The 23,576-nt window shown below is 63.4% G+C and carries 26 protein-coding genes; 8 read left to right on the top strand and 18 right to left on the bottom strand.

The window, feature by feature from the left end:
- Positions 1–481: 481 nt before the first annotated feature.
- Positions 482–3,025 (bottom strand): flagellin N-terminal helical domain-containing protein, encoded by a 2,544-nt coding sequence (locus B5D38_RS04920; RefSeq protein ID WP_165690789.1) that lies wholly within the window; start codon positions 3,023–3,025, stop codon positions 482–484.
- 502 nt (positions 3,026–3,527) lie between these two features.
- On the opposite strand from B5D38_RS04920, the gene B5D38_RS04915 reads away from it, so the two are divergent.
- The 3 genes from B5D38_RS04915 to B5D38_RS22700 all read left to right on the top strand — a co-directional run bounded on the left by B5D38_RS04915 (position 3,528) and on the right by B5D38_RS22700 (position 5,935).
- Positions 3,528–4,385 (top strand): flagellin N-terminal helical domain-containing protein, encoded by an 858-nt coding sequence (locus B5D38_RS04915; protein WP_078707262.1) that lies wholly within the window; start codon positions 3,528–3,530, stop codon positions 4,383–4,385.
- Positions 4,386–4,702: 317 nt separating this feature from the next.
- Complete coding sequence (locus B5D38_RS04910; RefSeq protein WP_078707261.1) at positions 4,703–5,578, top strand: flagellin; 876 nt, start codon at positions 4,703–4,705, stop codon at positions 5,576–5,578.
- 231 nt (positions 5,579–5,809) lie between these two features.
- Complete coding sequence (locus tag B5D38_RS22700) at positions 5,810–5,935, top strand: hypothetical protein (RefSeq protein ID WP_280949366.1); 126 nt, start codon at positions 5,810–5,812, stop codon at positions 5,933–5,935.
- Between the two features lie 86 nt (positions 5,936–6,021).
- Here the strand turns inward: B5D38_RS22700 and fliP are convergent, their stop codons facing one another.
- The 17 genes from fliP to motA all read right to left on the bottom strand — a co-directional run bounded on the left by fliP (position 6,022) and on the right by motA (position 18,437).
- Positions 6,022–6,807 (bottom strand): flagellar type III secretion system pore protein FliP, encoded by a 786-nt coding sequence (gene fliP, locus B5D38_RS04900; protein ID WP_078707259.1) that lies wholly within the window; start codon positions 6,805–6,807, stop codon positions 6,022–6,024.
- Positions 6,804–7,361, bottom strand: coding sequence for a flagellar basal body-associated FliL family protein (locus tag B5D38_RS04895; protein ID WP_078707258.1), 558 nt, complete (start codon positions 7,359–7,361; stop codon positions 6,804–6,806). The genes fliP and B5D38_RS04895 overlap by 4 nt, the downstream gene beginning before the upstream one ends.
- A gap of 233 nt (positions 7,362–7,594) precedes the next feature.
- Complete coding sequence (gene flgH / locus B5D38_RS04890; protein ID WP_078707257.1) at positions 7,595–8,299, bottom strand: flagellar basal body L-ring protein FlgH; 705 nt, start codon at positions 8,297–8,299, stop codon at positions 7,595–7,597.
- Between the two features lie 2 nt (positions 8,300–8,301).
- Entirely contained in the window at positions 8,302–8,970 is a 669-nt protein-coding gene (locus B5D38_RS04885) for a MotE family protein (protein ID WP_078707256.1), read from the bottom strand.
- Between the two features lie 11 nt (positions 8,971–8,981).
- Positions 8,982–10,172 (bottom strand): flagellar basal body P-ring protein FlgI, encoded by a 1,191-nt coding sequence (locus tag B5D38_RS04880; protein WP_078707255.1) that lies wholly within the window; start codon positions 10,170–10,172, stop codon positions 8,982–8,984.
- Positions 10,172–10,663 carry a flagellar basal body P-ring formation chaperone FlgA gene (gene flgA, locus B5D38_RS04875; RefSeq protein ID WP_078707254.1) on the bottom strand — a complete coding sequence of 164 codons (492 nt, stop codon included), beginning with the start codon at positions 10,661–10,663 and terminating at the stop codon, positions 10,172–10,174. The genes B5D38_RS04880 and flgA overlap by 1 nt, the downstream gene beginning before the upstream one ends.
- Before the next feature lie 2 nt (positions 10,664–10,665).
- The gene (gene flgG, locus B5D38_RS04870) at positions 10,666–11,448 is read right to left on the bottom strand and encodes a flagellar basal-body rod protein FlgG (RefSeq protein WP_078707253.1); all 783 of its coding nucleotides are present in this window, start codon (positions 11,446–11,448) and stop codon (positions 10,666–10,668) included.
- 85 nt (positions 11,449–11,533) lie between these two features.
- Positions 11,534–11,779, bottom strand: coding sequence for a flagellar hook-basal body complex protein FliE (fliE, locus tag B5D38_RS04865; protein WP_280949369.1), 246 nt, complete (start codon positions 11,777–11,779; stop codon positions 11,534–11,536).
- 86 nt (positions 11,780–11,865) lie between these two features.
- The gene (flgC, locus tag B5D38_RS04860) at positions 11,866–12,282 is read right to left on the bottom strand and encodes a flagellar basal body rod protein FlgC (RefSeq protein ID WP_078707251.1); all 417 of its coding nucleotides are present in this window, start codon (positions 12,280–12,282) and stop codon (positions 11,866–11,868) included.
- Between the two features lie 7 nt (positions 12,283–12,289).
- Positions 12,290–12,670 (bottom strand): flagellar basal body rod protein FlgB, encoded by a 381-nt coding sequence (flgB, locus tag B5D38_RS04855; RefSeq protein ID WP_078707534.1) that lies wholly within the window; start codon positions 12,668–12,670, stop codon positions 12,290–12,292.
- Between the two features lie 298 nt (positions 12,671–12,968).
- A complete protein-coding gene (locus tag B5D38_RS04850; RefSeq protein WP_078707250.1) occupies positions 12,969–13,415 on the bottom strand; it encodes a hypothetical protein in 447 nt (148 codons plus the stop codon).
- 4 nt (positions 13,416–13,419) lie between these two features.
- Positions 13,420–14,508 carry a flagellar biosynthesis protein FlhB gene (gene flhB, locus B5D38_RS04845; protein WP_078707249.1) on the bottom strand — a complete coding sequence of 363 codons (1,089 nt, stop codon included), beginning with the start codon at positions 14,506–14,508 and terminating at the stop codon, positions 13,420–13,422.
- Between the two features lie 195 nt (positions 14,509–14,703).
- Positions 14,704–15,729 carry a FliG C-terminal domain-containing protein gene (locus B5D38_RS04840; RefSeq protein WP_165690788.1) on the bottom strand — a complete coding sequence of 342 codons (1,026 nt, stop codon included), beginning with the start codon at positions 15,727–15,729 and terminating at the stop codon, positions 14,704–14,706.
- A 37-nt stretch (positions 15,730–15,766) separates the two neighbouring features.
- Positions 15,767–16,084, bottom strand: coding sequence for a flagellar motor switch protein FliN (gene fliN, locus B5D38_RS04835; protein WP_425349314.1), 318 nt, complete (start codon positions 16,082–16,084; stop codon positions 15,767–15,769).
- Positions 16,085–16,222: 138 nt separating this feature from the next.
- On the bottom strand, positions 16,223–16,627 hold the full coding sequence (locus B5D38_RS04830) for a hypothetical protein (protein WP_078707247.1): 405 nt from the start codon (positions 16,625–16,627) through the stop codon (positions 16,223–16,225).
- Positions 16,608–17,561, bottom strand: coding sequence for a FliM/FliN family flagellar motor switch protein (locus B5D38_RS04825; RefSeq protein ID WP_078707246.1), 954 nt, complete (start codon positions 17,559–17,561; stop codon positions 16,608–16,610). The genes B5D38_RS04830 and B5D38_RS04825 overlap by 20 nt, the downstream gene beginning before the upstream one ends.
- A gap of 3 nt (positions 17,562–17,564) precedes the next feature.
- Positions 17,565–18,437: a flagellar motor stator protein MotA gene (gene motA, locus B5D38_RS04820; RefSeq protein ID WP_078707245.1), complete on the bottom strand. Its 873-nt coding sequence runs from the start codon at positions 18,435–18,437 to the stop codon at positions 17,565–17,567.
- A 142-nt stretch (positions 18,438–18,579) separates the two neighbouring features.
- Between motA and B5D38_RS04815 the strand changes: the two genes are divergently transcribed.
- The 5 genes from B5D38_RS04815 (at position 18,580) to B5D38_RS04795 (ending at position 23,569) form a co-directional block, all read left to right on the top strand.
- Positions 18,580–19,371: a DUF1217 domain-containing protein gene (locus B5D38_RS04815; RefSeq protein WP_078707244.1), complete on the top strand. Its 792-nt coding sequence runs from the start codon at positions 18,580–18,582 to the stop codon at positions 19,369–19,371.
- A 2-nt stretch (positions 19,372–19,373) separates the two neighbouring features.
- Positions 19,374–20,099, top strand: coding sequence for a flagellar basal-body rod protein FlgF (flgF, locus tag B5D38_RS04810; protein ID WP_078707243.1), 726 nt, complete (start codon positions 19,374–19,376; stop codon positions 20,097–20,099).
- Positions 20,096–21,430, top strand: a complete 1,335-nt coding sequence (locus B5D38_RS04805) for a FliI/YscN family ATPase (RefSeq protein ID WP_078707242.1) — start codon at positions 20,096–20,098, stop codon at positions 21,428–21,430. The genes flgF and B5D38_RS04805 overlap by 4 nt, the downstream gene beginning before the upstream one ends.
- A 109-nt stretch (positions 21,431–21,539) precedes the next feature.
- Positions 21,540–22,052: a GbsR/MarR family transcriptional regulator gene (locus tag B5D38_RS04800; RefSeq protein WP_165690787.1), complete on the top strand. Its 513-nt coding sequence runs from the start codon at positions 21,540–21,542 to the stop codon at positions 22,050–22,052.
- Positions 22,049–23,569 (top strand): efflux RND transporter periplasmic adaptor subunit, encoded by a 1,521-nt coding sequence (locus tag B5D38_RS04795; protein ID WP_078707240.1) that lies wholly within the window; start codon positions 22,049–22,051, stop codon positions 23,567–23,569. Before B5D38_RS04800 ends, B5D38_RS04795 begins: the two co-directional genes overlap by 4 nt.
- Positions 23,570–23,576 lie beyond the last annotated feature (7 nt).

Here is a 23,576-nt window from a genome sequence, read left to right as displayed (position 1 = left end):
TTCGTCATACACGGCAATCTAGTCGCCACATATTAATAGGGTGTGAAAGTCGGCACAGCCGGACCTTATCGCACGGGAAGCATTCTTTCCCGTCCGCTGAAGACATGCCTTGCTGAAGGTCGGCGGCCTTGCTCGGCCGTGTTTGTGCTGTTCGCCTGGCTCTTTGGTCAGCTCCTTTGTCTGGATGATGGGTGGGGTTGGTTCGCCGCCTGCGACGGGCGAAGGCTGTCGCCTCGCCGGCCTTGAAGCGGCCTGCCGCCTCGCCGCGCCCGTCGGAGGCGGCAGAGAACAGGCAAGAAACGGCTCATGCCGTTGCCGCGCGCGGGCGTGAAAGCCGCGCCTGGAAACAGCATCCCGAAAACAAAAAACCCCCGGATCGACGAGACAATCCGGGGGATTCCAAGTTTATGGCCGCACCGACAATACTAGAAACTCAGTGCAGCATGTCGGTCAGGCCGGTTCCTCTACCGACTCTGACGGCCTACTGGAAAAGACGCAGGACATTCTGAGCCGACTGGTTGGCGATCGACAGGGCCTGGACGCCCAGCTGCTGCTGGACCTGAAGGGCCTGAAGACGGGTCGACTCTTCGTTCATGTCGGCATCGACGAGGCCAGAGACGCCCTTGTCGATGGTGTCCATGAGGTCGGTGACGAAGCCCTTCTGCAGATCGATACGGCTGGCGACCGCACCCATGGCCGAGGCAGCCGCGGTGACCTGGCCAATGGCCTTGTTGACCACCGAGATGTACGCCGCCATCACCGTCGACTGCTGGGTCTTGGTGAGAGCCTTGAAGTCGGTGGAGTTGATGTCGATGCCGGCCACCGACATCGTGTCGGCGCTGGTGTTGGAGGTGACGCCGGTCACTTCCAGCGTGCCGACGCCGGCCGCCGTGTTCTTGGTGAACACGATGTTGTTGGAGCCGTCGGCCGTGACGGTGACGCCCTTGGCGTTCATCACGGAGTCGAGCACCGCCGCGTACTGCGTCGCATCGGCGATCGTGGCGCTGCCGCCGTTGGCAGCCATGACGGCAGCCTTGTCGATCGTGACCGAGTCAGCCGTGCCGTTGACCTTGAAGTTGATGGTCAGCGTGTCGTCGGCGCCGAAGGTCTGCGAGCCGGAGAACGCCGTGGCGCTGGTCAGCTCGGCGACCGTGGCCGTGCCGCTGCCCGAGCCGTTGGCGGTCGTCGGAGCAGCAATCGTGGTCAGGCCGGCCTTGGCGGTCGTCGCGCCGTCACCGTCCGTCACACCGACGTTGGAGATGGCGATGAACTTCGTGTCGCCTTCCGCCACTGTCTTGAGCTTCATGGCTTGGGTGCCACTGTCGACAGTGAAGACCACGCGGTCGGCACCGGTGAACACCGCGTCGAGAGCCGCCTGAACGCGGGTCTGGAACTTGGCGCCATCGGAGACGAGATCCGCCGGGTTGACACCCGTGAGACCCGCCGTGTCGACGGTGATGGTCTGGATCGAGCCGTTGACGTTCAGATCGAAGCTGATCCGGTCGCCCTGCTTGATGCCGGTGTTGTCGAAGGTGCCGATGGTGAGTTCGGCGGCCTCGGACGTGCCGTAGCCGACCACACCGGTCGAGCCGACAGCGGTCGTCTGGGTCGGCATGCCGAAGCGGGCAGCCGCGCCACCCGTCCCGGCGAAGTCGAACGCGCCGACACTCTGGTCAGCACCCTTGTTCGCCGTGGTGAAGGTGAAGGTGCCAGACGCGTCGACGCCCGAGATGGTGACGTCGCCGGGGTTGTAGCCGGTCACGCCAGCCAGAGCCGTGTCGATGTCGGTCTGCAGAAGACCGGCAAGTTCCGACTCGGTCGGGTTGTTCGCAGCGGAGAAGGCAGCCAGCTCAGGAGCCGAGAACGTGTGGGTGACGCTGACGACGTTCGCGCCGTACTGCAGCTTGAACGAGAAGGTGTCGTTCGTGGCCAGAGCGGCGGTCGCGAAGCTGCCGATCGTGGCGCTGGCTTCCGTTGCCGCACCGTAATCGGGAGCCGGCAGCGAGGTGCTGGTCAGAAGGCCGCCGAGCGCGGAGAGCGAGGCGTCGCCGTTCACCGCCTGGGTGGCGCCGACGGTGATCGCGGCAGCACCACCGGTGCTGACGGTCTCGATCTTCACTTCCTTGGTCGTGGCGTCGACCGTGACGGTCGCCTTGCCGGCGCCGACTGCGTTGTTGACAGCCGTCTGAAGGTTGCCCTCGAAGTTGGCAGCGGTCAGACCGTTGGTCGAGAGCTTCACGGTGCCCGCTGAACCGTCGACGGTCAGCGCGAACTCGATGGAGTCGCCCTCTGTCACGCCCGCCATGTTGAGCGTGCCAAGGCTGACCGAAGCCGGAGCATTGGAGCCGGCCGCGGCGCCCGTGGAAACGCCGGAGAAGTTGAGCGAGCTCGTCGCCGGAGCGGTGCCGCCGGCGTTGCCGCCGTAGGTGATGTAGTTGCCGGCGGAGTCGGTCAGCGCGGTTTCCGAGTCGAGGATGCCCGAGCCGCCGCCCACGTCATAGAGAGCGAGCGCAGAGGTGTCGATCGAGATGGTGCCGATCGAAACCGAGTTGGAGGCGTCACGGGTGAAAGACGAAACGACGCTCTTGTTGGCGCTGTAGCCGAAAACCGAAGAGTTCACCGACAGCCAGTTCTCGCCCGAGAAGGACGAGGAGGTGGCGACGGATTCGAGCTGGTCCTGGAGGGCGTTGATTTCGTCCTGCACGGCGGCGCGGTCGACGCCGTCCTGGGTCGCGGAGGTCAGCTTCTCCTTGATCGAGTTCAGGACGCCGAGGGCGTTGTTGAGACCGGTGTAGGCGGTGTCGACGGTGGCGGCGCCGAGGCCGAGGGCGTCGGAGACGCTCGACATGGCGGCGTTGTCGGACTTCAGCGTGGTCGAGATCGACCAGTAAGCGGCGTTGTCCTTCGCCTCGCCGATCTTGAGACCGGTGGAGATGCGGTTTTCGACGGTGTCGAGCTTGGAATTGGTGCTCTGGAGAACGCGCAGCGCGGTGGTGGCGGCGGCGTTATAGAGAACGCTGGTCATGGATACTTGTCCCGAAAAACTGTTGATCTTGGGGGACATTCCGGGTCGAGCCGGTATGACGTATCGGCATCATGCCTTCGGTCTCTGGTTTTGACCGCTTCGTCATGCAGTCGAACCTAGGTTTACATCCTTAATCCAAGGTAAATTTCTTGCATGATTCTTGAATCTACTTTGTATACAAGCCATATAAACTTGTAGGCTTTCTTTATACGCAGTTTATTTTATTTATGTACTGTATATATTATTATGTAAGGATGCTATTCAGTATGTGAAGACGATCAAAAAAACGGCTTTCCTGATGGCATGACGAACCATAAGGTTGGGCAGGCTTCCTATAAGGCTCGTGAAGTTTATGATTTAGATTCTGTAATTCACTTATTTAACCAAACAAAATCGGACATAGATAAAATTCGATCGTTTTTATTCTCAAGAACTTGGATGAATTCGAAGTAGAAATATCCCCGTCGACAACGACACAAAACAAATCAACGGGGAAAATACTATGTACGGCATCACCACCAACTACGCTTCGACCGCAGCCCTGCGCAATCTCCAGTCCATCAACGCCCAGCTCGACAAGACCCAGACCCGCATCGCCTCCGGCCTCAGGATCGCCTCCGCCAAGGACGGCGCCGCCGCATGGTCCGCCGCCACCACCGTCCGCGCAGAAGTCTCCAAGTATGACGCGATCCGCGACGGCCTCGGATACTTCAAGGCAGCGGCCGACACGGCCTCGACCGCCGCCCAGTCGATCGTCGACGCGCTCAACACCATCAAGCAGGGCGTAGCGAACTATCAGGCGACGTCGGACACCGACGAGCAAGCCGCCATCATGAGCAGCATCTCCGGTGCTCAGGCCACCATCAAGGCCGCCCTCGCCGCCTCGAAGACGGATGGCAAGGACTGGCTCAGCAACGCCGCCGCCATCTCCTTCAATGTCGGCGTCAACAGCGCCGGCGCATTCGTCACCGATGGCTTCACCACCGCCGTGGACCTGGATGACACGCTGACAAACGTGGACGCCACCGGCGGCGGCTCGGGCAAGTTCATCACGAACTTCTTGGCGGCGGACATCACCGCTTCCGCGTCGTCGCTCAACACGGCCCTCGATACGGCCATTGGCGACGCCACGACGATCGCGGTAGGCCTTGGCGCGATGGCGGAGCGCATCGATAGCCACTCGACCTTCCTCAAGACCATCTCCGACATCAAGAATTCGGCGCTGTCGAGCCTGGTCGACGCCAACATGGAGGAGGAGTCCACCAAGCTCTCCGCCCTTCAGGTCCAGCAGTCCCTGGCGACCCAGGCGCTTCAGATCTCCAACGCCTCTTCGCAGAACATCCTTCGCCTCTTCCAGTAGGCTTTCCGGGAAAGCTGCTTTCCCCGTTGCACGCACCCGGCAACGGCCTATTGGACCCCGCGCCCCCGGCGACAAACGTCGCCGGGGGCGCAACGCGTTGGAATATAAGGAACGCCAGGGAGCATGGTTGCCGATCGGTAAAAACCGTCGTTCGAATTTGCGGCGCAAAATAATAAAATAAGAAACTATACCTTGCAGGCACTTGCCAGACAGACCGACTATCTAAAATTCTAACCTTTTTCTCAGCTTAGTTTTGCATAGGTGCAGCATATCAATTTCCCCGTCGACAACGACAAAACACAACGGGGAACAAGAACATGTACGGCGTCACCACCAACTACGCTTCGACCGCAGCTCTGCGCAATCTCCAGTCCATCAACAGCCAGCTCCAGCAGACCCAGGGCCGCATCTCTTCCGGCCTCAAGGTCGCCTCCGCCAAGGATGGCGCCGCCGCATGGTCGGCCGCTACCACGATCCGCTCCGAAATCTCGACGAACGAGTCGCTCTCCGCCGGGCTCAGCTACTACAAGTCGGCTGCTGCGACCGCCGCTACCGCAGCCGAGAGCATCGTCGGTGCGCTGAACACGATGAAGACAGCGCTCACCAGCTATCAAAACAGCACGGACGACACCGAAAAGTCGGCCCTGATGACGAAGATCACCGGCGCGCAGAACACCATCACTGCGGCCCTGGCGGCCTCCAAGACCGGCGAGACCGATTGGCTCGCGTCCACCGACAAGATCTCCTTCAACGTCGGCGTCGATAGTGCCGGTGCATTTATCAAGAGCGAATACCAGATCGCGGCCAATCTCTCGACGGTCCTGACCGACACCGACATCAAAGCGACCGACTTTGCAAAAAACATCACTGACTTCGGTCAGTCGGACCTGGACGTCGCAGGCAATATTGCTTTGATCCTCACCGCGCTCGATGACGCGTCCACCGGCGCAATCGGCAAAGTGACGACCTTCGCCGCCAATGTCGGCGCGCTGTCCGAGCAAATCGAATCGCAGCAGACCTTCCTGAAGACCATCTCCGACATCAAGAGTTCGGCGCTGTCGAGCCTCGTCGATGCCAACATGGAGGAGGAGTCCACTAGGCTCTCCGCTCTCCAGGTGCAGCAGCAGCTCGCAACCCAGGCGCTCCAGATCTCCAACGCCTCCTCGCAGAACATCCTTCGCCTCTTCCAGTAGGCTTTCCGGGAAAGCTGCTTTCCCCGTTGCACGCACCCGGCAACGGCCTACTGGTCCCGCACCCCCGGCGACACCATCGCCGGGGGTGCTTTTGCTTTACGGGGAGTTACCCGGCCGCACCGCGTTTATCGAAAATTTGCGAAGAATTTCAGCGCGATGTTCAGAGTTGGCCTCTATCTTCAATCCCATAAGAGCCCCAAAGGGGCCGCAACAGGGATAAGGCGAAACACCATGACGAAGATGACCATGGAGGCTCCCCGCCAGGGGCGCCGCACCACTCTCGACCCGGCCAAGCTCACTCTCGTCCTGCCGACGCCGAGCGCCGCCGCTGAGGGCATTCTCCTGCTGTTCCGATAACGGGGAAGGAACCGCGGGACGTCAAAAAAAGGCCGGCGCCTCAACCCGAGGCGCCGGCCTTTTTTCTTTTCCTCCCCGCCACTCTTTCAAAAGAAGGAGCGCACCAGCGATCCAACCAGCATGTTCCAGCCGTCGATCAGGATGAAGAACAGGATCTTGAAGGGCAGCGAGATGATGGTGGGCGGCAGCATCATCATGCCCATGGACATGGTCAGCGTCGCCACGATCATGTCGATCACCAGGAACGGCAGAACGATCAGGAAGCCAATCTCGAAGCCGCGCCGAAGTTCGGAAATCATGAAGGCCGGGATGAGGACGCGATAGTCCACCACCTGCCCTTCGCCGTCCCCCTGCTCGATCGGCTCGACGCGCGCGCGGCTGGTGGTGTCGGCGATGTCGCTGAACAGGCGCAAATCCTCGGCCCGTACCTGGGATAGCATGAAATCGCGGAAAGGATCGGCCATCCGCTCGAAAGCGTCCTGCTCGCTCAACTGATTGTCGAGCATCGGCTTCAACCCGTCGTTCCAGGCGCGATCGAAGGTCGGCGACATGACGAAGAACGTCATGAAAAGCGCCAGCGAGATCAGGATGAGATTGGCCGGCGTCGTCTGAAGGCCGAGACCGCTTCGGAGGATCGACAGCGCGATGACGATCCGGGTGAAGGACGTCACCATCACCAGGAGCCCCGGCGCGATGGAAAGCACCGTGACGATGCCGAAAAGCTGCACGATCCGCCCGGACGCCGCCGCATCCCCGGCGGGAATCAGCGAGGCGAGGCTGCTGGCGGCGCTGCCGACGTCTTGCGCGAAGGCGGAGCCGGGAACGAGCGCGGCCAGGAGAGCCAGCAGCAGAACGAGCCGATGGTGCGTCATTCGGTGACCAAAGCCTCGATGATGAAGTCGAGCACGGCCGGCGAACGCATCTTGGCGCGCTCGGTAAGATCCTCGCGCAGATGCGACAGGCCGCGTCCACCCTGGATCTGGGGGAGCTGCACCGTGCGCATGAACGTCATCACATCGCTCTGGATCTGCCCGGCCAGCACGTCGGCGTTCTCCACTTCCTTGGAGCGAATGACGACGGCCGCCTGAAGGCGCACCCAGACGTTGCTGGGCGAGTAAAGATTCGTCAGCACAGGCGGCAGCGTCACCAGGGCGATGGGGCCGGCCTCGGGACCGCCGCCATAGAGGCTCTCGGGAAGGGCACTCGCATCCTTGGCGGCGCCCTCCGCCGCACCCGCCGCCTTTTCCGGCGCGGGCTGGGGTTTGGAACCGCCGATCAGCCAGCCGATGCCGGCGCCGCCGCCCACCGCCAACAGCGTCAAAGCCGCCACAGTCAGGACGACGGGGAGAACAGGGCTCTTCTTCGGCTTGTTCTCTTCCAGCAGGGCAGTCAGGGCCTCGAGGCCATCGGCGCTCGTATCGGTCATCGGCCAATCTCTTTCGTGTTGCGAAAGACCGAGCATGATGCTCGCGACGGGCGCTGCGCGTCGTGCGTCGCGCCTCTGTCAGCCAAGCGATAGCCTTTCAGCCTGTTCCGAGACTTGCTTAACAAAGCGTTACGATAGACTTAGGATCAACTGAGCGAGTGCGGCACAGCGGTACGAAAAAGCCCGCGCCGGTGAGGGCGCGGGCTTTTGCAAAAAGTCGATGTCTTGACGGCTCAGTACGGCGCGATGGCGTCGTAGATCTGATGCGCCCAGCCCGGCTGCTGGACCTCCGTCATTCGACCGCGTCCGCCATAGGCGATTCGCGCCTCGGCGATCTTGTCGTAGGCGATGGTGTTGTCGGGCAGGATGTCGCGCGGACGGATGATGCCGGCGATCGAGAGCACGCGCACCTCGTAGTTGACCCGCACCTCCTGCTGCCCGGAGATGAAGAGATTGCCGTTGGGCAGAACCTGGGTGACGACGGCGGCGACGGAGAGATCGATATCCTCCTTGCGCTTGATCGTCCCCTTGCCCTTCGATTCCGACTTGTCGTTGGCGCCAAGATCGAAGCTCAGCGGTCCGAAGACGTGGGTCTGATAGGCCCCTGAGGCGCTGAGCCCGTTGGTGATATCGGAGTCGCGGCTGCGCTCGGACGTGTTGTCGAGCTTGGCCTGATCCTTGATCTTGATCTTCACCGTGACGATGTCGCCGACATTGAGCGCGCGCGGGTCGCTATACAGCGCCGCGCCTCGGTCATTCCACAGCGAATGGCCGACGATGGGCGGACGTGCCGGATAGGCCACCTGCTGCGTGAGTGGTGGTTCGGCTATGCCGGAACCCACCGGCGAAAGGCTCGGCTCGCGCATGAAGTCCTTCGGCGGTGTCGAGCAACCGGCGAGGGCGACGGCAACGGCGAGCGCGGCAGCGCCCTTTTTCATTGTCACGACTTATTCTCCGTCGTCAGCGCCGGCGCATCGGGATTGACGGTTGTCTGGATGATGACGTTGGCGATTTCGGCAGCCGTCTTGGTCGGCATCTCGCCCATGATCGCCGAGGAGGTGCGCGACTTCAGCTTGGCGAGAATCGCCGCCGCATCCTTGCGGTTGAGGCTGGCGAGCTGCTGCGCGGCCGCGTCCGAAGGCATTTTGGCGTAGATGTCGACCATCAGTGAAGCCGACTGGTCGATGAACTCCTGACGCTGCTTCAACCAGTCCTGATATTCCTGGCGCTTGGCTTCGAGATCGGCGATCGCCTGCTCGAGCTGTGTGTGGAGGTCCTTGAGCTGCTGCTGCTGAATGGCGTAGCGCGCATCCTGGGCCTTGTCGGCGATGTTAAGGCAGTAGCGCTCCACCTCGCTGGCATCCTGATTTACGGTCGCCGGCGTTCCGTCCGGTCCGATGAGGCGCACCTGTGGGGTCTGCGCCTGGAGCGCCTGAATGTCGATCTTGCCCGGCTTCATCGCCTTCTGGGCCACGGCCTCCGGCGCTCCGGCTTCTTGCGCGGGCACGGGATGAACGAAACCGACGCAGAGAGCACCAACCACGAGGACAAGCGGGGTCGACTTCACGATTCGACGCAGCAATTCGGGAAGAAGGAGGCGGCGGGTCATGAAAGTTCTCCTCACTGCACCACGATTTCGGCCTGCAGGGCGCCGGCTGTCTTGATGGCTTGCAGAATGGCGATGATCCCGATCGGCTTCAGTCCGATCCGGTTGAGGCCACGCACCACGCTGTCGAGATTTGAGCCTTGGACGACTGCGAAGTTTCCACCGGACTCTTTGGCATCGATGATGGTTTCCGACGTCACGGTCGTCTGACCGTTCGAGAACGGCGCGGGCTGCGAGACCGATGGCAATTCGCTGACACGCACCGTCAGATTGCCCTGGGTCACGCCGACGGGAAGAATCTGGACGTCCTTGCCGATGACCACCGTGCCGGTGCGCTCGTCGATGACGACCTTTGCGGTCTGATCGGGCGTCACCATGAGCTGACCGATTTCCGCGATGAAGCGGGTGGCGGAGATGCGCCCCGGACGATTGAGGCGAATGGTTCGAAGATCCTCCTCCTTCGCCACCGCCTGACCATAGCACTGGGTGGCATAGGCGTTGATCACGTCGACCATTCGGATGGTGGTGGAGAAGTCGGGATTGCGCAGCTCCATGGTGAGCGAGCTGTTCTCGAAGCTGCCGGGCACCTCGCGCTCGACGAGCGCGCCGTTGGAGATACGCCCGACCGTGGGCACGCCCTGGGTGAGCTTTTCGGATTCGCCCTGGCTGGTAAAGCCGGTCACGGCCAGCGGCCCCTGCCCGACCGCATAGATCTCGCCATCAGCACCGTAGAGCGGCGTCATCACCAGCGTGCCGCCCATCAGCGACGCGGCGTCGCCCATGGAGGAGACGGTAATGTCGATGCGCGAACCGGCTCCGGCAAAAGGCGGCAGCTCGGCGGTGACGATGACGGCGGCGACGTTGCGGCTGCGCGGCGAGTTGGAGCGTACGTTGACGCCCATGCGATCGAGCATCGACTGGATCGACTGCTCGGTGAAGGGCGAGTTGCGCAGGCTGTCGCCCGTGCCCTGGAGACCGATCACCAGGCCGTAGCCGACGAGCTGGTTCTCGCGCACGCCCTTGATGAAGGAGATATCCTTGATGCGGGTTCCGCCGGTGCTGACGCTCTCAGGCGCGATGCCGCAGCTGCGGCCGGAGGAGAACCCCGCCGCCGGATAGCTGCCCGGCGCGAGATCGGCGGAAAGCGCCGGCTGCGAGAAAAGTGCGAGCAAGGCCAGGGGAAGGCCGAGGATGGCGGTTCTCATCACGGGGTCACCTCGATGGTGCCATCGGCCATCACACGGCCGGCGACCACGACGCCGGTGTCGGCGTTCTTGACGCGCACGGTCTCGCCTTCCGCTGCTGAGCGGAGGGGAACGCCGAGCATCGTGATCAGCAGGCCGCCGTCGCGATAGACGATCGTGGAGGGTGTGCCGGCCTTCACGACATCGGGTGTCGTGAGATCCGCCAGAAGGATGGGCTTGTTGGGAAGCAGCGTGCGGCGGGCAATCTTGCCCTCCAGCATCTCCTCCTCGACAACATAGGAGGACAGGCGGTCGCCCGGCACGCGGAAACGGCGTGCCCCGGCGACCTTGTCGAGAACCGCCTGCCCCGGATAGACCACGGCATTGGGAACCGGAAGGTCGATATCGGCGGCGCAAGCGCGGACCGCGCCGAGGAGCAGCACCGCGGCAGCCGCGATGATGCAGCCAGAGAGCGTCCGCAGCTTGTCCGTCGTCACGGTCGAAGCGCTCATGATCAGCGGATGCCCTTGGAGATGACGCTGGACATGTCGTCGGCGGCCTGGATGACCTTGGAGTTCATCTCGTAGGCGCGTTGGGCGGAGATCAGCTCGGTGATTTCCTGCACCGGGTCGACGTTGGAATCCTCGAGGTAGCCCTGGTGGATTTCGCCGAAGCCGGGATCGCCGGCGATGCCGGCGACCGGATTGCCCGACGCGGCGGTTTCCTTGAACAGGTTGCCGCCCTGCGCCGCGAGCCCCGCCTCGTTGGCGAAGTTGACGAGAGTGAGCTGGCCGAGAAGCTGCTCCTCACCGTTGACCGTCGCGTAGACCTCGCCCGTCGCGTTCACCGTGATCTTGGTCTGATCCTGCGGAACCGTGATGGCGGGCTCGACCGCATAGCCGTCGACGGTGACGAGCTGGCCCTGGTCGTTGGTGTTGAGGGCGCCGTCGCGAGTGTAGAGGATGTCGCCGCCGGGCCCGGTGATCTGGAACCAGCCCTTGCCCGCGACCGCCAGATCGAGCTGGTTGCCGGTATGGGCGAAGGTGCCCTGGATGTTGACCGAGCGGATGGCCGCCGTCCTGACGCCGAGGCCGATCTGCGCGCCCTCGGGGATCAGCGCCTCGCCACCGCGCGCCGGAACACCCTGAAGTCGCTCGACCTGGTAGAGAAGGTCGGTGAATTCGGCGCGCGAACGCTTGAAGCCGGTGGTGTTGACGTTGGCGATGTTGTTCGCGATCACCTCGACATTCGTCTGTTGGGCGTTCATGCCGGTGGCGGCAATGGCGAGTGCTCTCATCGGTGGATCCTCATTCGCGGGCGGCGGAAAGCGCCGTTTCCTCAGCGGTCACGAAGCGCTTGCGCGCTTGGCGGATGCGGCAATGTCAGATCGACATCCGCGACATTTCCTGATAGGCGGCCACGACCTTGTCCCTGAGGGCAACCGCGGTCTGGAGCGTGCGCTCGGCCTGCATCACGGCGTCGACGACGGCCTGGGTCGAGGCTTGGCCCTTGATCCCCTGGATCGAGGTCGCCTCGGCCGATTTCATGGTATCGACGGCGTCGGCCGCGACTTCCTTGAGCACCGAGGAGAAATCCGTCGCCGGGGTTCCCTGCGTGGCGCCCGGCATGGACGTCGTGCCGATCGAGCCGGCGGAATCGACGCGGGCGGTATCGAGACGCGGCAGCGCCGCACCGATGGCCGAAATCATCTTGTTCAGCTCCTCAGGAGATCGATGGTCATGTTGATGAGTTGGCGCGCCTGCTTGATGACCTGAAGATTGGCCTCGTAGGAGCGGTTTGCCTCGCGCATGTCGGCCATCTCGACCAGCATGTTGACGTTCGGCATCTTCACATAGCCATCGGCGTTGGCGGCCGGGTTGCCGGGATCGAGCTCGACCGGATAGGGGGTCGTGTCGTTGCCAACGCGGTCGATCTTGACCAGCGACGTTCCGGTGACGGCATCGAGTTCCTGGCTGAAGGTGACGGTCTTGCGCTGATAGGGATCGGCGCCCGCCGTCTTGCCGGTGGATTCGGCGTTGGCGATGTTCTCGGAAACGACGCGAAGGCGCTTCGATTGGGCTTCAAGACCGCTCGATGCGATCTTCAACGACGAGATGATGGGATCGGACATCGGTGGATCAGCCCTTCACGGTGGTCAGCAGCATGCGATTGAAGGCTTTGACGATCGAGGTGTTCAGCGAATAGTCGCGCTGCACCTCGCCGGCCTTCAGCATTTCCTGTTCGAGCGACACGGAGTTGCCCGAATGAAGAACGTCCCAGGCGTTTTCCTTGGTCTCGTCGACATCGACGCTGCGCCCACCGGCGCTGACGAGATGCATCGGGCTCGACGCCTCCATCTCCAGGCGCGTCGTGTTCATGACGTCGGAGAAGGGTTTGATGTCCTTGGACGTGTAGCCGGGAGTGTTCGCGTTGGCGACGTTCTCGGCGATCACCGTCTGCCTGTTCGACAGCCAGTCAGCCCTGCGGGACGCGATTCCCATCAGATAAATCGAATCCATCGAAGCCTCCGCCATGGGTCTTGAGCGTGTTGGGGAAGAACTACCGACAGGCGCTTGTCTGAAACTTGAGGAGGGACATTCCTGCCCTAAAAGCCGCGCATCTTCCGCCACCCTGCGGGGCGTCGGCCGCTTCCGACGCGGCGGTTCGGTCCGGGCGCAAACGGCGAGGCCACCGGCATCCAGGCAGCGGTCAGGTTATCGGCTGGCCCGGAACGCGGGCAGAAACAAGACGAGGCGGCGAGCTCTCGCCCGCCGCCTCGCGCTGAAAGGGTTGGAATGGTCGCCCTGGGATCGCCGGTCAGGCGACGGACGTCACCGGCTGCGGCTTGATCTTCGACGCCTCGATGGCGTGGCGCAGACGATCCGTCACTTCGGCGGCGGTAGCATCCTCACCATCCTCCACCTCGATGTAGCGGATATCGACGGCCGCATTGACGGCACCGAGCTCCAGGCGGAAATGAACCACCACCGGCTCGTGCCGAAACTCGAGGTCCAGGGCTATGACCGGCACGCTGCCCCAGTTGAGGTCGATCTCGCCACCGTCGGCGAATCGCAGGACGCCCGGCTTCATGTGCAGCTCGCTCGACGAGCGCACGATGTCGCCGATGTTGCCGTGCTCGCCCATCCGCAGGAAGGCGATGTAGTCGACCACGTCGACCAATCGAAGCTCGGCGACGATCTCCTGGAGAGCCTCGGCGAGAAGCCGTTCGCGCACGGCCGTATGTCGGTTTCTGATATCAAGCATACTGTTAAACCGCCGTGGCTCCCACCTTCGCTCCGCTGCGGGAGTAGAGATAGTATATGATTTCAGCGACCGCTTTGTAGAACTGCGGCGGAATCATTTGATCGATCTGGACATGATCGTACATGGACCTTGCGAGCAGCTTGTCCTCGATCACGGGCACGTCGTTCGCCTCGGCGATTTCGCGAATCTTCAGCGCGACGAGATCGGTGCCTTTGGCCACGACCATCGGCGCTCCGCCCTCCTCGCGCACATAGCGCAAGGCAATCGCATAGTGGGTCGGGTTGGCGATGACGAGGGTGGCGCTCGGCACGGCGGCCATCATGCGCTTTCGGGTGCGCTCGCGGGCGATCTGGCGCTGGCGCGCCTTGATCATCGGGTCGCCCTCGGCCTGCTTCAGTTCGTCCTTGATCTCTTGCTTGCTCATCTTGAGATCGCGCCGCCAGAACAGGCGCGACAAGAGAAGGTCGGCCGTGACCAGGAGAATTGTCGCGATCGAGACGCCCGCCAAGAGCCGCATGGCAAGGGTGAGGATCGTTTCGGGGAGCAGGAGCGGGTCTGAGAACATCGAGCTCAACATGGTGTTGAGGTCGGACGACAGGAGCAGGCTGACCACCACTCCGATCGTGACGAACTTGAAGATCGCCTTGCCGAACTCGGTGAAACCGCGAACCCCGAAGATCCGGCTCCAGCCTTGGCTGGGCGAGATGTTCGAGAACTTGGGCCGGATACGCTCGAAATTGAGCTGCGGCGCATTCTGGAGGACAGAGGCGGCCACGCCGCAAAGCAGGAAGAGCGCGGCGGCCGGCAAGACGAATCTGGCGAACTCGAAACCCAGCACGGAGAGAAGATGAAGCGCATCGGTGCCCGTGCCGAGCTCCCACTGGGTGGGGTTTTCAAATGTCGTCTCCAGGCCAAGAAGCAAACGGGCCGTTCCATCCCTCGCCTGAAAGACGATGAACGCCATGGCGGCCACCAGAGAGGCGAGGATCGGCGCTTCTTTCGAGACCGGCAAATTGCCCTTCTCGACGGTATCGCGGATCTTTTTCTCTGTCGGTTGCTCTGTTTTGCTGTCCCTGTCGGCTGCCTCCGCCAAGCTGAACCTGCCTCATTCCAGGTTAATATTCCGGCTTCAACGCGATGTCGAATTGTCAACGAAGCAAAATATGCGCCGAAATCCACTCTCTCGGTCTTTTGATCGCCGGTGCGATGGGCGACAGTTCCGGCAAGCGACGAGACGAAGCCGCTCGCCGCCCTGTGCCTCGGCCGGCAAAAGCCGGTCGAGGCAGGCTTAGGCCGCTTCTTCGGCGGCGCCTTCTTCGCGCAGAACGATCTTGCCTTCCGAGGCGAGACGCAGCGCGGCCTTGCTGACCAGACGGCGCGCCGCGGCCACGTCTTGCGGCGGCACCGAGTTCTTCTGCGCCAGCTCCGCTTCCACCATGCGCCGGGCGCGGGCGCCAAGCGCTTCGAGCACGCCGTTCTTGATGTCTTCCACGGCGCCCGACAGAGCGATGATAACGGTCTCCGTCGGGATGCCGTCGAAGAGCACGAAGCGCGACTTGAGCGGCAGCGCCGGGATGTCCTCGAAAGCGAAGAGTAGGTTCTTGAGCGAAACCGCATCCTTCGGCTGGACCGCCGCGATGGCCTCCAGGAGTTCGTCCGTCTGGCGCTTGTCCATTCGGTTCGCGATTTCGGCGAGCATCGTGAAGCGGTTGCCTCCGGCCTGTTCGGGCGAGGCGAGAAGACCCTGGCGGATCTGCGTCTCAACCAGAAGGCGCACAGGCAAGGCCAGAGGCTTCACCGTGAGCATTCGCCGCATGACATCATGCCGGAACACCGGCTCCAGCTTGATGACGATGCCGGTCGCGACATCGGGATCGAGCTTGGAGAGGATGACGGCCACGACCTGCGGATGCTCGCGCTTCAGCGTCATGATGATCGCTTCGCGATCGACCTTTTCGAGATCGGTCCATACGGAGCCTGAACCAGGATCGAACGCCGCCGCCTCGTGATCGTCCACGTCCTCGTCGCCGAGAATCGTCGCCAGTTCCTCCGGCGACAGAGCGTTCTTCAACAGATCCTTCATCTGCTGGGCCGGCCCGGAAAGGCCCGGCCCCGTCTTCAGCGCGTTCTGGAACTCTTCCACCAGCTGCTCGAGCTGAGCCCGCGACACCGGCTCCAGCCCGACCGCGCCTTGGCGGATCGCGCGAATTTCGTCAGGCGACAGGTACTTCAGCAGCTTGCTCGCACCGGGCGCGCCCAGCGTCAGGAGCAGAACCGCCGCTCTCGCCGCCCCGCCCTGGGGGCCTTGTGACATTCGGCTTTCGGTGACGTAGGTGGTGACCATGGTGCGATCAGGCTGCGGCGCTCTTGGCGCGGCCCTGCCGCACTCCCGGCGTAACGATTTCGGTCAAGGTGATGCCGAAGCGGGATTCTTCCTTTTCGAGCACGACGATCTCGCCGCGTGCCACGATACGGCCATTGACGGTGATATCGACCGGCTCGCCCACCTTCGAATCAAGCTTGACGATGGCGCCGCGGCCCAGCTTCACCAGGTCGGACACGGGCATCACGGCCTTGCCCAAAACCACCTGCATGGTCACGGGAATGCTCATGATGATGCCGAGATCCGGCTTTCCATCGGACTGAGGGACGACAGTCTCGTCGTCCATCGCCATTTCCTCGACCGACGCATCACCATCGAAGTTCGCGTCGTTCATGTCGAATGCGTCTCCGCCCAAAGGCAAATCGTCATCTTCCACAGCTGTCATCCTGTGCTTGATTGAAATGGGAGGGCCTGAACAGGGGCGCTATACTGTCTGGTCTACGATCCGGGGCTGGTGCGAGGCAGGAACGCGATGACGCGCCTCACCTGCGGCCCACGGGCCGGAAACCACGATCGACTCCTGCGGACGGGCGCCCTGTCCCGAGCAGTGCCATTCGGCCCTGGCGACGAGGTCCTCCAGCCGCGCGGCGGCGCCCTCGGCCTCGGCGCAGCGCGCCTCCAGGGTCTTGAGCGTCTTGAGCCCCTCGTGCTTCAGCGTCACCACCGTGTGGGCGGCTCCGTTGATCGTCCGGTCGGCTGCCTTCAGCGCCTCCTCGAGGTCGCTGCCGGCCTGCCGCACGCGCTTCAGCTCGCGGTACATCGTCGCGGTGCGCCAGCTCGTGAAAAGAAGCGCTCCGAGGAGCGTGACGTCAACGAGCGAGGATATCATCGATGAACTCCTCCGTCGGATCGACCTTTTCCTCGACACGCACGACGTAGAATTCGCGCGAACGGCCGACGCGGCCACGGAACAGGCGCTGATCCTCGCATTCGATGGGAATGAGGCTCTGCATGGTTTCGTCAAGGACGATGGTCTGCCCGACCTCGAAGCGGGAAACCATATCGAGAGTGATCGCTTTCTCGCCGAGCACGGCGCGAATGCCCATGTCGGCCTTGCCGAGGCCAACCTCGATCTTTCGCGTCCAGCTTTCGTCGGGCGTCGTCGTCACCACTTCGGGAACGGAGACGAGCTTGCGCCGATGGAAGGCCAGGAAGCTCTCCGGCAGAGCGAAGCGCAACGTACTCTTCTGCCCGCCCATGCGCAGCTCGAACGACAGGCCGACGAAGCGTGTCTTTTCCGCCGGAAGCACTCCCGCGAGCGCCTCGCCAATGTCGTGATCGAAGATGTGGCCGCCCAGCGTCAGCGGCATATCCGCGAGCTTGGCGAAGGCATGGGTCGCGCTCTTGTTGATCGTCTTGAGGACGAGATGGATGACGTTCTTGTCGAGATCCGTCAGCGGGCGATTGGAAGGCTCACGGTTGCCTCCCTCACCGCCGAAAACCGCCTCGGTGATGAGCTCGACGAACATCGCGTCGGCGAGGATGAAGCCGGCCTCGGTCCAAGCCGGGGATCGCACGACCTCGGCGATCGCCGCCTGGGAATAGTCCTTCGAAGACTTTAGGAAGGTCGTCGTCGACATCGAGACCAGTTCGAGCTCGATGGGGTTGACGGCGAGCTTCTTCATCGCGCCGAGAGCGTCCTCGGCCCATTCCTCGGCGATCATCTTGAGCCGAGGGAGGCGGCCGGGCTCGACCTCGCTCGCCGAGCGAAGGCGGGCGCCGATGTTGCCAGAGGTGATGATGTCTTTCGCGGGCTGGGCCATGGTTTACGCCGCCTGGGCAGCGGAACCGCCGCCGATGGTTTCGGTTTCGACCTGATCGATGGTCGGACGCTCATTGGCCGAGATCGTCTTGCGGCCGTATTCCAGCGCGACCTGCGGCATGGCGCCGTTCATGTAGGCGATCAGCGTCGACTTGATGATGACGTAGAGGCGCACGCGCTTCTCGCGCACGCTCTTGACCTTGTTGGCCAGCGGGCCGATCACGCCGTAGGAGAAGAAGATACCGGCGAAGGTGCCGACAAGCGCCGCGCCGATGAGGTGGCCGAGCACCTCGGGCGACTGATCGAGGGCGCCCATGGCCTTGATGACGCCGAGCACGGCGGCGACGATGCCGAGTGCCGGCAGGCCATCCGCCACGTCCTGCAGGGCAGCCTTGGGCTTCAACGTGTCGCGGGAGATGGTGTGGATCTCCTCTTCCATCAAAGACTCGATCTCATGGGGACGGGCGTTGCCGATGATGATCAACCGGCAGTAATCGCAGATGAAGTTGGTCATCAGCGTGTTCTTCATGACGTTGGGGAACGCCTGGAAGATCTCCGAATCCTGCGGGCTGTCGACATGGGCTTCGACCTCGCTCCGCGACTTCGACCGCATCTCCCGCATCAACTGATGCAGAATGCCGAGCACGTCGAGATAATCGCGCTGCTTGGGAGCCGCGTTCTTGAAAGCCTCGAGGATCGCCTTGCCTGTGTCCTTCACCACCTTCAGGGGATTGGCGACCAGAAAGGTGCCAAGCGACGATCCCAGAATGATAAGGTACTCGAAGGGCTGGACGAGGACTGACAGATGGCCGCCCATCGCAGTATAGCCGCCAAGAAGGCAGCCCAGCGTGACGACGAGTCCGATGATGATGCCCATGACGGGACCTCTTGCTTCGACTGATACCTAACCGAGTTAGAAAATCCGGCTTGCGCGGACCTGACTGACGCTGCGCCAGCCTGGCGCAAGGCCAAGGCACGATGGTCCCGCCGAGACCTCTTTGACTGTCGGAGATCATGCCATGCTTACTGCGACGGCCAGTTACGGCATCATCAGCCGGGACATGACATCTTCCCTGCAACGCACGGCAAATCAACCGGCTGTCGAGCGGGCCACCGAGAATTTCCAAAACAGCCTTTCCAGTATCAAAACGATCGACGACTTTATGTCGAATGATAAGGTCTATCGATATGCTTTGAAGGCTTATGGATTGGAGGATATGGCCTATGCCAAAGCCTTCATCCGCAAAGTCGTGTCTGAGGGTGTCTCCGACTCGAAGAGCTTTGCGAACTCGCTGACGGACAGCCGCTACAAGGCGCTGGCCGCGGCCTTCACCTTCGATTCGGACGGAAACGCCACCTTCGACGCCTCTTCCCTCGGGCAGCAGGTCGTCGGCACTTATCTGCGGCAGACCATGGAAGAAAAGGCCGGCGACGAGAACGAGGGGGCCCGTCTCGCCCTCTATTTCCAGCGCAAGGCCGAGGCTGGCGAGATCACCAGCGCCTACTCGATTCTCGCGGACCCGGCGCTCCTTCAGGTCGCGCGCACGGCAGTCGGGCTTGATGCCTCGACGGGCTCCATCGACATCGACAAACAGGCGAAGATGTACGCCGAGCGGATCGATATCCCGGACCTTTCCGATCCCGACAAGCTCGACAAGTTCATCAAGAAGTTCCTAGTCATGTACGACATGGAGAACTCCTCGGCCGGTTCCGACAATCCGGCGTTGCAGCTCATCACAGGCAATTCCGCCAGCACCGGCTTCGATTCCGGACTGCTTCTCACGCTTCAAACACTTCGTTCAAAGGGCTAATCATGCAGTCCGCACTCCCGGTCGCGCTGTCGGCCCAGATCGCGCTCCAAAAACGCCTCGACACCATCGCCAACAACGTCGCCAACTCGCGCACCGTCGGCTTTCGCGCCGAGGAGGTGAAGTTCGAAACCGTCCTTTCGCAGGCCAGCGCCGACCCCACGGCGTTCAGCTCCAAGGGCGACACCTACATCTCGACCCGTGGCGGCGAGCTGGTTTCCACCGGCAATTCGCTGGACATGGCGGCCGCGGGCGACGCCTGGTTCGCCATCCAGGGCAAGAACGGCACGGTCTACACCCGCGACGGGCGCATGCGCATCAGCGAGCAGGGCGATGTTTTGACGGTGAACGGCGAGCCCTTCCTCGACGTCGGCGGCGCCCCCATCCAGATCGATCCGGGGGCGGGCCCCATCACGATCGCCCGCGACGGCATGATCACCCAGAACGGGGCGCAGCTCGGCGCCGTCGGCTTGTTCCAGATCCCCGCCACCGCCCAGCTGGAGCGGGCCGGAACCTCGGGCGTCACCTCCAACTTGCCGGCCATTCCGGTTCTCGATTTCGGCGAAGCGGGCGTCATGCAGGGCTTCGTCGAGCAGGCTAACGTCAATCCGGTGATGGAGATGACGAAGCTGATCACGGTTCAGCGCGCGTTCGAGAGCGCGGCGAACCTGGTCGATACCTCGGAACGCTCCCTTAATGATGCAGTGAGAGATCTCGGAGAAACCTCGTGACGAGTGAATCCGCGGAGCATGATGCTTCCGCCGCGCTCAATGGCCCGTTGCTTGATATCTCGGGCCATATCGTCGACGTCTCGGCTCAGGCATTCCGCGTGGCCGGCCTGTCGCCTTTCGTCAAACTGGGCGACTGTGTCGCCTGCCCCGGCCCCGACGGCGATGAGATCGGCGAGGTCGTGCGCATCGAAGAGACGACCCTCACCGTCAAGCCCTTCGCCAACCGCTTCACCCGCGGTGTCAAGGCGCCGGCGCGGCGGATCGGCCCGTTGACAATTGCGCCCGCCGAGGGCTGGAAGGGCCGGACTGTCGATGCCTTCGGCCAGCCTTGCGACGGCCTCGGCCCCCTGGAACGGGGAACAGACGAGCGCGCGACGGAGTCGATGCCGCCCCCGGCGCTGAAGCGCGGCCGGGTGAAGGAGCCGGTCAAGACCAACGTCAAGGTCATCGACATCTTCACGCCGCTCATCAAGGGCCAGCGCATCGGCGTTTTCGCAGGCTCCGGCGTGGGCAAGACGACGCTGATGGGCATGTTGGCCCGCGCCAAGGGCTTCGACACCGTCGTGGTTGCCCTGGTCGGCGAGCGCGGCCGAGAGGTGCGCGAGTTCCTCGAGGAGACCATGTCGGGCGATCTCGCCAACGTCGTCACCGTGGTGGCGACAGGCGACGAAAGCCCGATGATGCGCCGCCTCGCGCCGAAAACGGCCGTCACCATCGCCGAGTTCTTCCGTGATCGCGGCGAGCACGTGCTGCTCATCGTCGACAGCGTGACGCGCCTCGCCCACGCCGCGCGCGACGTGGCGCTGGCGGCCGGCGAGCCTCCCGTGTCGCGGGGCTATCCGCCGAGCGTCTTTTCCGAGCTGCCGCGTCTGCTGGAGCGCGCGGGCCCGGGCCTTGAGGGTTCGGGCACCATCACCGGCATCTTCTCGGTGCTGGTGGACGGCGACGACCACAACGATCCCATCGCCGACGCCATTCGCGGCACGCTCGACGGCCATATCGTCCTCGACCGCGAGATCGGCGAACAGGGACGCTTCCCGGCGGTCGACGTGCTCAAGTCGATCTCGCGCCTCGCGGAACTCGCCTGGACGCCACAGGAGCGCGAGTTGGTGACGCGGCTGAAGTCGATGATCTCCCGCTTCGAGGACACGCGCGATCTCCGTCTTCTCGGCGGCTATCAGCGCGGCGCCGATGGCGCCCTCGACCAGGCCGTGGATCTCGTGCCGCACATCTACTCGGGTCTGATCCAGCGGCCCCAGGACAAGCTCAACGGGTCGCCGTTCGACGAACTCAGCCGCAAGCTGAAGCAGAACATCCAGGCGGCCGCCTGAGGCCGCGACCTTTCGCCGCGACGGGCGAAACCAGCACGGCGTTAGGGCATTGTTAAGCACGCCATCGTTCAGCCTTGTCTGAACGATGGCGGCTGCTTATGTGCGGGCCATGTTTCTGAAGCCGGGGCCGACAGAGGCCGTTCCGCCCGACAGGGCGCAAGAGGCGCGCGAGCAGTTCATCGCGCGCATGGGGCAGCATTTCGAGCTGGACGGGCTGCCCCGTATCGCCGGCCGACTGATGGCGTTGATGATTCTCGAGGGCCAGCCCATCAGCTTTGGCGATCTGGCGCGGCGTCTGAATGTCAGCCGGGGCTCCATCAGCACCAATGCCCGCCTGCTCGAAAGCAAGGGCATGATCGAGCGCCTCTCCCATCCAGGCGAGCGCCAGGACTATTTCCAGCTGACCGCTACGCCCTGCGCCAACCTCATCGACGGCATCCGCGAGCGGATGCTGCGCACGGCGGAGGACGTCGAGACATTGGTGGCCGAGTTGCCTTCCACGACCGACGAGCGCCGCAGGCTTTGCCGCACGCGTGATTTCTTCACGATCATGGCCGATGCGCTTGGCGAGGCCGCGGAGCGGCTCGGCCGGGCCGACAGCGAAGGAGGGACGGGCCGATGACCGATCCCGTCACGACTCCCCCGGAAGAGACGCGCCCGCCGGTCAGGGAGAGGCGCTCTCACGCCGGCTGGATCGCCGCGGTTTTCGTGGTCGCGCTCGCCGCCTGGATGGGCAGCGGATATTATTGGCCGGCCGAGACGCCAAAGGCGCCGCATGAGCGCAGCCGCCCGATCATGTCAGTCGAAACAGTCTCGTCCAAGGCCCGGCCGGTCACGCAATATGTGGCCAGCGAGGGTGAGGCGCGGCCGGACCGCACCACGCCGGTGCGGGTACGGGCCGCCGGAACAGTCGAAAGCGTCGAGGTCAAGAAAGGCGACCGCCTTCAGGAAGGGGCATTGATCGCCAAGATCGACCTTGAGGATCGGGCGGCCCAGCTCGCCCAGGCCGAGGCGACGCTTGCCGCCCGCCAGCGCGATCTCGACGCGGCCGAGCGCCTGTCGAAGACCGGCTACGGCACCAACCAGCAGCTGACCGACGCTCGGGCGGGCCTCGCCGCCGCGGAGGCGTCGCTCGCCGCGATCCGGCAGACCACCGGCAACACCGAGGTCCGTGCGCCGATCAAGGGCGTCCTCGATAGCTTTGACCTGGACATCGGCGAGGTCGTCACCGCCGACACAGAAGCCGGAAAGATCCTCGACATCGACACGTTGGTGGTGGAAATCCAGGTGCCGCAGCAAAGCATTGCGCAGATAAAAACGGGCAAGAGCGCGGAAGTCTCCTTCATCACCGGACAGACACGACAGGGGACCGTGCGATACGTCGCGGCGAACGCCAGTTCCACGACCCGCACCTTCAGCGTCGAGATAGCGGTTCCCAATCCCGATCACGACATTCCCTCGGGCATCTCGGCGAGCGTCAGGATTCCAGTCGGGGAGGTTCCCGCCCACTTCGTCTCGGCCGCGCTGCTTGCCTTGGACACCGAAGGAACGCTTGGCATCAAGGCCGTTGGGCCAGAGGATAAGGTCGCCTTCTATCCCGTTCAGCTGGTCAAGGCTGAGACCAAGGGACTGTGGGTCTCCGGGCTGCCGGACGAGGTGAACCTCATCTCCGTCGGTCAGGGCTTCGTTTCGGCGGGAGAGACGGTGCATCCCGTCCCCGCCGGAAAGAGCACGGAGCCCGTGCCGGCCGACACGTCTGGCCAGATCGCCAGCCCGGCGGGCGTCGGAGCGGACACAGGCACAGACCGTGCCTCGTCGACACTGATGGCGCCGGCTCCTGCATCGGACAGCGCGACAAAAGGCGAAACGCAAGGCTCGGCACCGGAACCCGAAGGGGCAGCGACGGCGGGCGCCCTCGCCGATCTCGCCAACGGAGCTCCCGATCAGGTCGGTGTGCGGCTCTTGCAGGAGCGCCTCTCGGCGCTTGGCTTCGACCCCGGCCCCATCGACGGCGAGCTCGGCGAGGCGACCCGCTCGGCGATCCGTCAATTCGAGCAGGCCCATGACCTGAAAGTAACGGGCGAGGTCACGCTCGGCCTGCTGGCGGCCCTCGTCAAGGCCGCCACGGCAGGCCAGTAGGAGACGC

This window comes from Consotaella salsifontis, assembly GCF_900167365.1.
In the GTDB taxonomy this organism is placed as follows: Bacteria; Pseudomonadota; Alphaproteobacteria; order Rhizobiales; family Rhizobiaceae; genus Consotaella; species Consotaella salsifontis.
The sequence above is the reverse complement of the archived record's forward strand: the minus strand, read 5'-3'. Positions and strand labels throughout refer to the sequence as shown.